The sequence below is a fragment of the Streptomyces sp. NPDC051183 genome (genome assembly GCF_040682455.1).
In the GTDB taxonomy this organism is placed as follows: Bacteria; Actinomycetota; Actinomycetes; order Streptomycetales; family Streptomycetaceae; genus Streptomyces.
The window spans coordinates 52,124-64,115 of record NZ_JBFBBA010000044.1 but is presented as its reverse complement, the minus strand read 5'-3'; the positions used below and the strand labels follow the sequence as shown (position 1 = coordinate 64,115).

Genomic DNA, 11,992 nt, shown 5'->3' with positions numbered 1-11,992 from the left:
ATCTTGGTCGATCCCTTGCCATACCGGAGGTCCCGTCCTCATAGTCCGCGGTCCAGACCGAGATCACTCTCTTGACGGACACGGGTGGGGCTTAACTCCGCGGCCTTGGGCGTGAACGACGTCCTCATGCTCGTCTGCGACGGGCTCAAGGGCCTGCCCGACGCCGTCGAGACCGTCTGGCCCCGCACCACCGTCCAGACTTGCGTGGTCCACCTGCTGCGTAACTCCTTCCGCTATGCCGCCCGCCAGGACTGGGACAAGATCGCCAAGGTTCTCAAGCCCGTCTACACCGCGGCGACCGAAGACGCCGCACTCGAGCGGTTCGCCGAGTTCGCCGACGCCTGGGGCAAGAAGTACCCGGCAATCGTGCGGCTCTGGGAGAACGCGTGGGAGGAGTTCACGCCGTTCCTCCGCTTCGACACCGAGATCCGCCGCATCGTCTGCACCACCAATGCGATCGAGTCCGTCAACGCCAGGATCCGCCGGGCGGTCAAGGCCCGCGGCCACTTCCCAAACGAGCAAGCCGCCCTGAAGTGCGTCTACATGGCGATCATGTCACTGGACCCCACCGGCAGGGGCCAGGCCCGCTGGACCATGCGCTGGAAGACCGCGCTGAACGCCTTCGACATCACCTTCGACGGCCGAATCTCCGCAGCCCGTCAGTAACTCCAACAACCTGAGTTACACCGTTCTTTTGACAGACCCAAGCTCGTCCCCCGGGACTGACTGAATCCTGTCATCCCTACGCCGCGGATGCCGTGCCCCTGGCGCGGTCGCGCATCCGGGCCGCGGGAACCCCGCCCGTTGCCCGGACCTCGTCGTCGGACACGGACCGCGCGTGCACCGACCAGTGACCGAGGGCGATCTCCGCGGTGATGCCCGGACCGAACCCAGCCAGCAGACCGCGCGCGCCGGGCTGCGGTCCGCCCTCGGCAAAGAGCCGGTCCATTGCGTCGAAGACGACCGCACTGGCGATGTTGCCTCTTTCGGTCAGCGTGGCCCGGCTGTGCCGGAAAGTTGCCGGCGGCAGGCCAAGGTGTCGGCCGAGATCCTCGAGGATGCGCGGGCCCCCGGCGTGGACAAGATAGAAGTCGAGGTTGGCGATGTCCCAGGCGAACGGCGTGGCCATCTGCCGCATGGCCGGGGCAAGGACAGCCATGGTGGCGGGGACCCGCTTGTCCAGCTGGAAGTGGAAGCCTGTGTCGCGCACCGCGTAGGAGATCCAGTCCTCGGTGCCGGGGACAAGGTGAGAGCCGTTGTGTTCCAGGCGGATGCCGTGACCACCCTGCCCTCGCACGACGACGGCGGCCATCGCGTCACCGAACAGACCGTTGGACAGCAGGCTACCCACGCCCAGATCGTTCGGCTGGTAGAGCAGCGAGCAGAATTCGCAGGCGACGATCAGTACGTTCCGGTCTGGGTAGGCGGTCACGAAGTCGTGCGCCCGGTTGACTGCGGCGCCGCCCGCCGCGCAGCCCAGCTGGGAGATGGGCAGCTGCCGGGTGTCGGAGCGGAACCCCATACTGTTGATCAGGTGGGCGGTCATGGAGGGCATCATGAACCCGGTGCACGAGACGTACACGATCATGTCGATGCCGCCCGCGGTGAGTTCGGCGTGGGCGAGGGCCCGGTCGATGACCTCAGGCAGCCTGCGCTTGGCCTCCTTCTCGTAGCGCAGATTGCGTTCCTCGAAGCCGGGGTGGCGCAGGACCTCCTCCAGCGGCTGCACGAGGTGCCGGGTGCGGACTCCCGTGTTGGCGATCAGGCGCAGGGCGAGGCCGAGCTGGGGGTGCCCGGCGTGAAGGGTACGGGCGAGGTCGAGGGTCTCCTCGGCCGTGACGACGTGTTCGGGGACGGCCACCACCGGGCGGCACAGGGTCGCCATCGCGCTCACCACGCGACCGGCAGGGTCAGCGGATAGCGCCAGATCGACTGGGCATTCCAGCGCACTTCCTCGGCCGGGATCGCGAGGCGCAGGGTGGGAAACCGGGCCAGCAGGGTGCCGATGGAGGTGCGCAGCATCAGACGGGCCAGGTGGGATCCCAGGCAGTGGTGCATGCCGTAGCCGAACGCCATGTGCGGAGGCGGGGCAGGGCGTTCGAAGTCCAGCTCGTCACAGCGGTCGTAGGCGGCCTCGTCGCGGTTGGCCGTGAGATAGGAGACGTGGACGGTGTCACCGGCACGGATCGTCACCCCGCCGAGCTCCACGTCCTCCAGCGCGATGCGCGGGATACCGACACCCTGGCGGAAGGGGATGTACCGCAGCAGCTCCTCGATCGCCTGGTCCAGCAGCTCCGGTTGGGCCTGGAGCTGGGCGAACTGCGCCGGGTGCGTGAGGAGGGTGAAGACCATGTTGGAGATGTCGTACGTGGTGGTGTCGTGGCCGGTGACCATCAGCAACATGGCCATGACGGCAAGTTCGGCGTCCGTGAGCGTCTCGTCACCGATCCGGGCAGTCGCGAGGGCGCTGAGCAGGTCCTCGCCCGGCTCCTCGCGGCGGCGGACAGCGAGGGCGTCGAAGTAGGCGCGCAGTTCCCCCTTGGCGACGGCGGCCGTGTCCCGGGCCTCGGGGGTCATGGCCATCATCTCCATCGCCCACCGGCGCAGCCGAGGACGATCACGGCCCGGGATCCCGAGGAGTTCGCAGATGGCCTCCAGCGGCAGCCGGTTCGACAGGTGCTCGACCACGTCTACGCCCGGCCCCTCGACCGCCATCGCCGCCACCGACGTGTCCACCAAGGACCGCACCCAGGGGCGCAGCCGGCCCACCTGGTGCGGGCCGAAGGCGTGCGTAACCAGTCGGCGGATCCGGCCCAGCACCGGCGGGTCCATCAAATTGATCGCCTCGTTCTGAGCGATCGGAGCCGGGGTGATGCGGGGGAAGTCCCTGCCGACAAGCGCGGCCCGGCTGAACCGACGGTCGGAGGTAGCCATCTGTACATCGGCGTAGCGGGTCACCAGCCAGCAGGGTCCGGTGCCGTATGGCATCTCGACACGAGCTACGGGCTCGTCCCGCTGCAGCAAGCTCATGAACGGATCAGGTTCCAGGGCCACGTCATGGCGAAATAAGTAGGTCACAGCCTGAGCAAACGACCGATGATCTTCCCGGTTACGGCGCCAGCAGACGAGCTCATGGGCACCCTGCCCCCTCTCTCTGAGCCCGCACCGCCCGCCATCTGCGCCCTCACGCTGTCCGACGTCGTACCGGCCGGCTGTCCGCCGGTTCTTCGAGCCGAGTGAGCGGCCAGGGCCGGGTCGGCTGGGTTTCGGTGCGCGGACTGGCGTGGCGTGCCGGTCTTCGCACGCAGGTTCCTGAACCCCGGCGGACTCGTGCGGAGGTTGATCTGTTCGGTTCCGCAGACCGTTCCCACGGCCTGCGGAGGTCTCGTGCGAGGGGGCGGGCGAGGCGGCGTTCACGCCGCCGCCGGGCGGTTTCGCGACCGTCGATCGGATCACGGTGGCCTCGGTGATCGGCGATGTGTGGGCCGAACACACCGACAGGTACGCGGCGGTCTTCCTCGACGAGCGCCCCGACGACGCACAAGCGCCAAGCCCTGCACAGGACTTTCGGTGGCCAGGCCGGCGGCCGGGTCAAGGCGAGTGCGGAAGCGCTCACCGGACCGACGACACCGGAGGGCGCCCAGGTCCAGTCGACCGACCTGCCAGGCTGCGAGACCGGACCGGGACAGGTCGCGGCCCGGGGCCGCTCCACGGCGGACCGCGCCAATGCCTTCGGCTTCCAGTGGAAGGAGCGGCCGGGTCGGCAAGCACATCACCTTCGACTGGACGGGCCCCCACTGACGCGACGCACGTCGCTGTGAGCCTGCGGCCGTGCTGGTGCGGGTTCTCGACGAGCCGAACCCATTGGGTCACCCGCGATCTGTTGCACCCCGGCGTCGAGCAGCTCGACGCCGGGGACCGCAACGACCTGTTCATGGATGGAGTGTTGCCTCGCCCTTGACCAGGATGCCGGTGCGCTGGCCCGGGCGCACGGCGACGGGTCCGGCGACTCGGATGCCGAGGGGGCCTTCCAGGCCGTCGACGGAGACGGTGACCATGGCGTCGTGGCCGTAGAAGGTCACGTCGGTGACGGTGCCCTGGGCGGCCGTCGCGGTTTCGGTGAGCTGCAGTTGCTCGGGCCGCAGCAGGACGGTGCCCTCGCTCCGTCCCACGGGGGGCGCTGCGAGGGGGAGACGGCCCAGCACGGTCGTTGCGGTGCCGTGGTCGGCGGTGCCGGGGATGAGTACGGCGTCGCCGACGAAGCGGGCCACCCAGGGGTCGGCGGGGCGCCGGTAGAGCTCTTGCGGTGTGTCGCACTGAGCCACGCGGCCGTCCCGTACGACGGCGACGAGGTCGGCCGTGGAGAGGGCTTCCTGCTGGTCGTGGGTGACCAGCAGGGCGGTGGCTCCGGTGGCGCGCAGGGCGGTACGGACGTCTGCCCGGACACCGGAACGCAGGGCGCTGTCGAGGGCGTTGAACGGTTCGTCCAGCAGGACCAGGGCCGGTTCCGGCGCCAGGGCGCGGGCCAGGGCGACGCGCTGTTGCTGGCCGCCGGACAGTTCGTGCGGCATCCGTTCGCCGTAGCCGCCGAGGCCGACGAGTTCGAGCATCTCCTCGGTGCGGCTGCGGCGTTCGGCGCGGGCGTGGCCGATCAGCCCGAAGGCGACGTTGTGGGCGACGCTCAGGTGCGGGAAGAGCGCGCCTTCCTGGGGGACGATGCCGATGCGGCGATGCTCGGGGGGAAGGTGGACGCCGGGGCCGGACAGGGTGCGTCCGCCGACGGTGACGGTGCCCGCGTCGGCGCGCAGGAAGCCGGCGACGATGCGGAGCAGGGTCGTCTTGCCGCAGCCGGAGGGTCCGAGAAGAGCGGCCAGGGTGCCGGCGGGGACCGTGAGGTCGAGTCCGCGCAGGACGGGCGCGCCCGGGCCGTAGGACTTCGACACTCCGGTGATCTGTACGTCGGTCATGTGCGGTGCCGCCCGAGGAGGTAGGAGGGGATGGCCGCCAGCAGGATCAGCGCTGCGGCATAGGGGGCCGCCGCTGCGAACGAGCCGGTCCCGGTCTCCGTCCAGAGCCGGGTGGCCAGGGTGTCCATGCCGGTGGGACGCAGCAGGAGGGTCGCGGGGAGTTCCTTCATGCACACGACGAAGGTCAGCGCGGCTCCGGCGGCGACCCCGGGCGCGGCCAGCGGCACGGTGATCTCGCGCAGTACGCGCAGGGGGCTGCGGCCGAGCGAGCGGGCGACGTCCTCCAGCACTGGCGGGGACTGCAGTACCGCGGCCCGGGTCGCGGCCACCGAGACGGGCAGGAAGAGCACGGCGTACGCGCAGACGAGCAGCGGGAGTTCCTGGTAGAGCGGTTCGGCGTAGCGGACCGCGAAGAAGACCAGGGACAGCGCGACGGTGATGCCGGGCAGTGCGTGGCCGGCATAGGCGGACTGTTCCAGCAGGTGTGCGGTACGGCCCCGGTGGCGGGCGGCGATCACCCCGACGGGCAGGGCGAGGAGGGCCGTGAGCGCGGCTCCCGCGGCGGCGACGCCGAGCGTGGTGCCGGCCGTGTCGAGGAGCCGGGAGGGGTCCCACGTAGCGGAATTGCCCACGGCGAGCCAGTACCCGAGGGTGGCCAGCGGCATGAGGACGGCGATGGCTGCGACCGTCGTGCACCAGGCCAGAGCCGGTACGTGCCATGGGCCGAGCGGCGCGGGGACGGCCGGCCGTGCGGTACCGGTCCCGGTCCTGGCGTGGCCCGCGCGGCCCCGCGTACGGGCCTCGGCGGCGACGAGCAGGATCGTCATCACCACGAGGACGACGCTGAGGGCAGCTGCCGGGGTTCGGTCGAAGCTGGCCCGGTAGGAGGTGTAGATGCCGCGGGTGAAGGTGTCGTACCGCATCAGGGACACGGCGCCGAAGTCGGAGAACACGTACAGCGCGACCAGTACGGCTCCCCCGGCCGCGGCGGGGCGCACCTGCGGCAGCGTGACGTGCAGGAAGGTCCGCAGCGGCCCGTGGCCGAGCGAACGCGAGACCTCTTCCTGTGCCGGATCGGCCCCGCGCAGTGCGGCCGTGACGGGCAGATAGACGTAGGGGAAGCTCACCAGCGTGAGTGCGAGGGCGGCGCCGCCGAAGCCCGCGAGGCCGGGGAACGCGGACAGCCAGGCGAAGGCTGCGACGTAGCTCGGCACGGCCAGGGGCAGGGTCACCAGCACCGACCAGGCCCGGGCGCCGGGCAGCTCGGTCCGTACGGTGAGCCAGGCCAGTGACACGCCGAGCACCAGGGACGTCGATACGACCACGGCGGCCAGTCCGAGGCTGCGGCCGAGCAGTTGGACGGTGCGCTCGTTGGCGATGACCTCCCAGGCGAACGCAGGGCCGCGTTCCAGGGAGCGGACGGCGAGGTACCCGAGGGGCAGCAGTGCGAACAGCGCGGCGAGGGCAGCGGGAACGAGCAGGACGGCAGGCGGGCGGCGCCCGGCACGCAGCCGCCCGACCGGCGCGGTGGCGCCTGCCGGGCGGACTGCGGGATCCGCCGGTGCGACGGGATCCGTGGAGTGCATGCGGGTCAGACCATCCCGGCTTCCTGGAGCATCTTCAGGGTCTCTTGCAGCGAATCCAGTTCGCCGAGGTCGATCTTGGGGGCGTCGAGGGAGGCCAGCGGCGGGAGGTCCTTGACGGTGCTCGTCACCCCGGCGGCCAGCGGGTACTCCTTGGTGTCCTCGGCGAAGTACTTCTGGGCCCTCTCCGAGAGCAGGAAGTCGACGGCCTTCTGTGCCGCCGGCGCCTGGTCGCTGCCCTTGAGGATGCCGACTCCGGCCGTGTTGACGAGGGCGCCCGGGTCCCCGCCCGGCAGGAAGTGGATCTTCGCCTTGACCTTGCCCTCCCCCTTCTCCGCGACCTGCTCGTACCAGTAGTAGTGGTTGATCAGGCCGAGCGAGACCTCGCCCTTGCCGACGCCGTCGAGGACCTTGAGGTTGTTGTCGTAGACCTTCGGCTCGTTGGCCTTCAGTCCCTTGAGCCAGGCTCGGGTGGCGTCTTCGCCCTCCAGGACCCGCATACCGGTGACGAAGGCCTGGAAGGAGGCGTTGGTCGGGACGTAGCCGATCTTGCCCTTCCACTCCGGCTTGACCAGGTCGTGCACGGTGTCGGGGACCTTGGCGACCTGGGCGGGGTTGTAGGCCAGGACCCGGGCGCGCCCGGAGGTGCCCACCCAGTCGCCCGCGCTGCCACGGAAGGCAGCATCGACCTTGTCCAGCGAGGCCTGGGGCAGCTTCTCCAGCAGCCCCTTCTTGGAGAGCGCACCGAGGGCGCCTGCGTCCTGCGAGAAGAACAGGCCCGCCTTGGTCTTGTCGCCCTCCTCCTGGATCTGGGCGGCGAGTTCGGCGCTCTCGCCGTAGCGGACGGCGACCGTGGTGCCGACTGCCTTCTCCAGCTCGTCCAGGAGCGGCTTGACCAGCTTCTCGTTGCGGCCGGAGTAGATCACGAGCCCGGCGTCGTCCTCGTCGACGCCGCAGCCCGCGAGTGCGGGAAGGAGGAGCGCTGCCGCGGAGAAGGCGGCTAGACGGTGGATCAAGGGGCGTCGCATGGGAAGCCTTTCCTGCACGTGCAGCGAGAACCTGAACGCCCAATAAGTAAGGTAAAGCTAACCTAAAGGCAAGGGTGACGCACGCAACATTTTGGCCCCGCCGGGGGTTCGGCGGAGCCGACCCTACCTGTGAATTCCTTATGGATCTTCCATGTCTCAGCTGTGACTTTCCTGTGACTATCCAATGAGGTAAGGCTTTCCTAAGATGCGCTCGTGACAGCCCCTTCCGCCCTGCTGCCAGGCACCAAGAACGTCCCCCTCGCCGCCGATCTCGCGACCCACGGCGACCGCACCGCGGTCATCACCGCCGACGGCCCCGTGACCTACCGCGAACTCGCCGCCCGGGTGGAAACGACAGCCGGGCGACTGGGCCGCAGGCGCCGCCTGGTCCTGGTGGTCGGCGCCAACACCGTCGATGCACTCGTCGTCCACCTCGCGGCGCTCTCGGCAGGGCACCCGGTCCTGTTGGTGCCGGGCGACCACCCGGAAGCCGTGCAGTCCCTCGTCGACGCGTACGACCCGGACGTCGTTGCACACCCGGACGGCGGACAGTGGGTACTCGACGAACGGCGCCCCGTCTCGGCGCATGACCTGCACCCGGACCTCGCCCTGCTGCTGAGCACCTCCGGATCCACCGGTTCACCGAAACTCGTACGGCTGTCGCACGAAAACCTCCAGGCCAACGCGGAATCCATCGCCGATTACCTGGAAATCCAGGACACCGACCGCGCTGCCACGACGCTGCCGATGCACTACTGCTACGGCTTGTCGGTCATCCACAGCCACCTGTTGCGCGGCGCCGCCCTGATCCTGACCGACCTGTCGGTCGCCGACAGTTGCTTCTGGGATCTCTTCCGGACCGCCCGCGGAACGACCTTCGCCGGCGTCCCGTACACCTTCGACCTGCTCGACCGCGTCGGCTTCGCCTCCATGGACCTGCCCCACCTGCGCTACGTCACCCAGGCCGGCGGCCGGCTCGCGCCCGACCGGGTCCGGCACTACGCGGCACTCGGCCGTGCGGCCGGCTGGGAGCTGTTCGCGATGTACGGGCAGACCGAGGCGACGGCCCGCATGGCGTACCTGCCGCCCCAACTCGCGGAAGCCCACCCCGAGGCGGCCGGAGTCGCGATCCCCGGCGGCTCCTTCCGGCTCCAGCCGCTGCGCGACTGGCCCGAGGGGGACACGGGCGAGCTCGTCTACACGGGCCCGAACGTCATGCTCGGCTACGCCCGCACCCCCGAAGACCTGGCACTCGGCCGGACCGTGGACGATCTGCACACCGGTGACGTCGCACGGCTGACCCCCGAGGGCATGTACGAGATCGTCGGCCGCCGCAGCCGGTTCGCGAAGATCCTCGGCCTGCGCATCGACCCCACGCAGGTCGAGACGATGCTCGCACGGCACGACGTCACGTCCCTGTGCACCGGCGACGACGAGGCCCTCGCCGTCGCCGCCATCGGCACGGGCGCCGCGGCCGCGCGCCGGATACGAAGCCTGGTGACGAGCGAGTGCGGCCTGCCGGCCCGCGCAGTCCGCGTCCACCTCCTGGCCGACCTCCCCCGTCTGCCCACGGGCAAGCCCGACTACCGCGCCGTGCGCGAACTGGCTCACCCGTCCGACGCAGGTTCATCGACGCCCGAGCACCCACTCGGCAGCGGCCCTGGAGACCTTTGCCTGCTCTATGCGCGCATCCTCGACCGGCCCGAGGTGACGCCGGACAGCACCTTCGTCGGTCTGGGCGGCGACTCGCTCTCGTACGTCGAGATGTCCCTCCACCTCGAAGAGCGGCTCGGCCACCTGCCGACCGACTGGCACACCACACCGATCCGGGAACTCAGGCCGCCGGAGGGAGAGATGCCCGCACGCAGGCGGGCCCTTGAGAGCAGCGTCGCCCTGCGCGCCATGGCGATCTTCTGCATCGTCGGCTCGCACATCCACGTCTTCGGCATCAAGGGCGGAGCACACCTGCTGCTCGCCATCGCGGGCTACAACTTCGCCCGCTTCCACCTCACCACCGCCGAACGGGGCGAGCGCGTCCGGCGCGCCTGCCTCAGCATCACGCGGGTCGCCGTGCCGTCCATGATCTGGATCGGCTTCGTACTCCTCCTCAACGACGACTACACCCTGGCCAACCTCGCCCTCCTCGACAGCGTGCTGGGGCCAGAGGACAGCAAGACGGGCATGCACTTCTGGTTCATCGAGGCGCTGGTCTACATCCTGATCGTCGTGGTGGCCCTCCTGGCTCACCCCATCGTGGACCGGGCAGAGCGTCGATTCCCCTACGGCCTGCCTCTGGCGCTCGCCGCTCTGGGCCTGCTCACCCGCTACGACCTGCTCGGCCTCCCCGACCGCACCCGGATACCCGACGCGGTCACCGTCTTCTGGCTGTTCGCGCTCGGCTGGGCGGCGGCGAAAGCCCGGACCAAGACACAGCGGATCGTGGTCACGGCCGCCGCGCTGGCCACGGTGCCCGGCTTCTTCCCCGGCGACCCCGGACGAGAGGCGATCATCATCGCCACGTTCGCCCTGCTCGTGTGGGTGCCGTCCCTCCCCAGCCGCGAACGCGTCAACCAGGTCGCCGGCCTCCTGGCGACCAGTTCCCTGTACATCTACCTGACCCACTGGCAGATCTTCCCGCTGGTCGACGGCTTCTCACGACACTTGGCCTTCCTCGCCTCCCTGTTCTTCGGCGTCGCCTACGCCGCCGCGGCAACTCGCCTGATGCGCGGACTGCCCTCGCTGCTCTCACCGGGTGCACCGCGCAGAAGCGCCCGTCCGGGATCCCGGGCTCGGGTTCCGGTCACCGCGGTGGAGCGGTTCCGCCGAACCCCTGCCCCAGCAGCTTCCGTTCAAGGTCACGGAGGTCCTTGACGAGGGAGGTGCGCACTTTCCGGGCCATGGCGGGCGCGGCCGACCGGTACCAGCCACCGGCCTCGCCCGGAAAGCTGGTGCGCGCGAGCGCGCCCTGGGCGTGCAGCGCGAAGGTGTACGTGCCGTGCATGGGCTCGAAGTCGACGAGGTGTGCGCCAGGTCAGGGCGGTGCCGTGCTTGCCCACAACACGACCCTCGACGACCTGCGGCAGTGTGTTGCAGCCGATCCGTTTGTCGCCCACGAGGTCGTCTCGGCCGAGATCATCGAGATCGCCCCGAACCGTACTGATCCGCGGCCCGGCTGCATGGAGAACTGCGCCGCCACTCGGTGGTCGGCTTCGTGGAAGGGGATGCCCGAGTTCGCCGGGGCGGACGAGCCCGCCTCGGCGCGCCTCCGTCTGAGCCCGCATGGAACCGCGCGCGCCAGCGGCCCCGGCCGGGAAGCCGGCGACGTCGGACGGCTCCCCCGCTGGGCTGACCTCGAAAGTCCCTGTCAGCGAATGACGTCGAAGACGTTCTTCTGCAAGCCGTTCGCGTAGGCCTCGTGTTCGACGAGCTTCAGCTTCTGGGTGTCCTTGTCCGTGCCGCTGAACAGGCGCTTGCCCGCGCCGAGCAGGAGCGGGAAGACGAGCAGATGGTAGCGGTCGATCAGGCCGGCGTCCGAGAGAGCCCGGTTCAGGGAGGCGCTGCCGTGGACGATGATCGGGCCGCCCTCAGTCTCCTTCAGCGCGGCGACGCCGTCGAGTGAGCGCAGGATCGTGGTCTCGCCCCAGTTCGAGACCAGGTCGTCCTCGGTGAGGGTGGTGGAGACGACGTACTTCGGCATCAGCTTGTAGTCGGCGAAGTCCTCCATGTCGGGCCACACCGGACTGAACGCCTCGTAGCTGGTCCGACCCATCAGGATCGCGGAGGCCTCCTTCTGCTCCCGACCCTTGATGTCGAACGCCTCGGGCAGGAACTCTACGTCCTTGAAGGTCCACCCGGAGTTCCGGTAGCCGGGCTCGCCGCCCGGGCCCTCCACGACGCCGTCGAGGGAGATGAAAGCGGTGCTGATCAGGGTACGCATCTGGGTTCCTCGGTGTCTCGTGTCCGGTTCTCAGCAGTTCGGTCGGTGCACGAGCGGCCCCCACTCGCGGCTGCCGCACACCAACCATGATCTATGACTGTGGATCATGAAGGAACTCATCGGTCGTCTCCGATCTCGGACCCGATCAGCGGAGGACGGGTTTTACACGGTGGGGCGATTGATCACGTCCTCGATTTGCTGGTTCCTCAGCTGGAAGCCCTTGGCCATCCAGGAGTAGAGGCCTCCTGCGTTGAGGGAGGACTGCTCCGCGCGTTGGGTGGCAGCGATGACGTCGGCGAGAGGGTCGGTCTGGGCCTCGGCGGCCGGGACTGCAGCGGCGAGGGCGGTGAACAGGAGGGACGCCGTCACGGCGACCCGCTTCGCGGTGGTGGTCATGCCCGGTCAACGCACCCGGACCCCCGTGGTCACGGCGGGGTCACGGGCTGCTGATGTCGGCGTGACCATTCGAACAATCGA

The 11,992-nt window shown here is 69.7% G+C and carries 9 protein-coding genes and 2 pseudogenes; 4 read left to right on the top strand and 7 right to left on the bottom strand.

The window, feature by feature from the left end:
- Nucleotides 1-108 precede the first annotated feature (108 nt).
- A pseudogene (locus AB0M99_RS30870) lies at nt 109-666 on the top strand (transposase); the annotation flags it as partial.
- A 76-nt stretch (nt 667-742) separates the two neighbouring features.
- On the opposite strand, the gene AB0M99_RS30865 reads toward AB0M99_RS30870, so the two are convergent.
- Together AB0M99_RS30865 and AB0M99_RS30860 are read right to left on the bottom strand one after the other, a co-directional pair.
- On the bottom strand, nt 743-1,885 hold the full coding sequence (locus AB0M99_RS30865; RefSeq protein WP_365926244.1) for a type III polyketide synthase: 1,143 nt from the start codon (nt 1,883-1,885) through the stop codon (nt 743-745).
- Between the two features lie 5 nt (nt 1,886-1,890).
- Nucleotides 1,891-3,030: a cytochrome P450 gene (locus AB0M99_RS30860; protein WP_365926242.1), complete on the bottom strand. Its 1,140-nt coding sequence runs from the start codon at nt 3,028-3,030 to the stop codon at nt 1,891-1,893.
- Nucleotides 3,031-3,463: 433 nt separating this feature from the next.
- Here AB0M99_RS30860 and AB0M99_RS30855 point away from each other — a divergent pair.
- A pseudogene (locus tag AB0M99_RS30855) lies at nt 3,464-3,801 on the top strand (DUF1326 domain-containing protein); the annotation flags it as partial.
- Between the two features lie 131 nt (nt 3,802-3,932).
- Here AB0M99_RS30855 and AB0M99_RS30850 read toward each other — a convergent pair.
- Genes AB0M99_RS30850 through AB0M99_RS30840 form a run of 3 tightly spaced genes read right to left on the bottom strand, consistent with a single transcriptional unit; the run spans nt 3,933 to nt 7,578 of the window.
- A complete protein-coding gene (locus AB0M99_RS30850) occupies nt 3,933-4,967 on the bottom strand; it encodes an ABC transporter ATP-binding protein (RefSeq protein WP_365926240.1) in 1,035 nt (344 codons plus the stop codon).
- Nucleotides 4,964-6,553 carry an iron ABC transporter permease gene (locus AB0M99_RS30845; RefSeq protein ID WP_365926238.1) on the bottom strand — a complete coding sequence of 530 codons (1,590 nt, stop codon included), beginning with the start codon at nt 6,551-6,553 and terminating at the stop codon, nt 4,964-4,966. The genes AB0M99_RS30850 and AB0M99_RS30845 overlap by 4 nt, the downstream gene beginning before the upstream one ends.
- A gap of 5 nt (nt 6,554-6,558) precedes the next feature.
- Entirely contained in the window at nt 6,559-7,578 is a 1,020-nt protein-coding gene (locus tag AB0M99_RS30840; protein WP_365926236.1) for an iron ABC transporter substrate-binding protein, read from the bottom strand.
- A 213-nt stretch (nt 7,579-7,791) separates the two neighbouring features.
- On the opposite strand from AB0M99_RS30840, the gene AB0M99_RS30835 reads away from it, so the two are divergent.
- Nucleotides 7,792-10,449, top strand: coding sequence for an AMP-binding protein (locus tag AB0M99_RS30835; RefSeq protein WP_365926234.1), 2,658 nt, complete (start codon nt 7,792-7,794; stop codon nt 10,447-10,449).
- A 26-nt stretch (nt 10,450-10,475) separates the two neighbouring features.
- Nucleotides 10,476-10,988: a hypothetical protein gene (locus tag AB0M99_RS30830; RefSeq protein WP_365926232.1), complete on the top strand. Its 513-nt coding sequence runs from the start codon at nt 10,476-10,478 to the stop codon at nt 10,986-10,988.
- On the opposite strand, the gene AB0M99_RS30825 is transcribed toward AB0M99_RS30830, so the two are convergent.
- Both AB0M99_RS30825 and AB0M99_RS30820 read right to left on the bottom strand, forming a co-directional pair.
- Nucleotides 10,943-11,515 carry a dihydrofolate reductase family protein gene (locus AB0M99_RS30825; protein ID WP_365926230.1) on the bottom strand — a complete coding sequence of 191 codons (573 nt, stop codon included), beginning with the start codon at nt 11,513-11,515 and terminating at the stop codon, nt 10,943-10,945. The two genes, AB0M99_RS30830 and AB0M99_RS30825, sit on opposite strands and share 46 nt — an antisense overlap.
- Before the next feature lie 162 nt (nt 11,516-11,677).
- A complete protein-coding gene (locus AB0M99_RS30820; RefSeq protein WP_365926228.1) occupies nt 11,678-11,911 on the bottom strand; it encodes a hypothetical protein in 234 nt (77 codons plus the stop codon).
- Between the last annotated feature and the right edge of the window lie 81 nt (nt 11,912-11,992).

Bases quoted from the DNA above. Each gene is read 5' to 3' on its own strand.
- AB0M99_RS30865 (WP_365926244.1), bottom strand. From the start codon at position 1,885: ATGGCGACCCTGTGCCGCCCGGTGGTGGCCGTCCCCGAACACGTCGTC.
- AB0M99_RS30860 (WP_365926242.1), bottom strand. From the start codon at position 3,030: ATGAGCTTGCTGCAGCGGGACGAGCCCGTAGCTCGTGTCGAGATGCCA.
- AB0M99_RS30850 (WP_365926240.1), bottom strand. From the start codon at position 4,967: ATGACCGACGTACAGATCACCGGAGTGTCGAAGTCCTACGGCCCGGGC.
- AB0M99_RS30845 (WP_365926238.1), bottom strand. From the start codon at position 6,553: ATGCACTCCACGGATCCCGTCGCACCGGCGGATCCCGCAGTCCGCCCG.
- AB0M99_RS30840 (WP_365926236.1), bottom strand. From the start codon at position 7,578: ATGCGACGCCCCTTGATCCACCGTCTAGCCGCCTTCTCCGCGGCAGCG.
- AB0M99_RS30830 (WP_365926232.1), top strand. From the start codon at position 10,476: ATGGCGGGCGCGGCCGACCGGTACCAGCCACCGGCCTCGCCCGGAAAG.
- AB0M99_RS30825 (WP_365926230.1), bottom strand. From the start codon at position 11,515: ATGCGTACCCTGATCAGCACCGCTTTCATCTCCCTCGACGGCGTCGTG.
- AB0M99_RS30820 (WP_365926228.1), bottom strand. From the start codon at position 11,911: ATGACCACCACCGCGAAGCGGGTCGCCGTGACGGCGTCCCTCCTGTTC.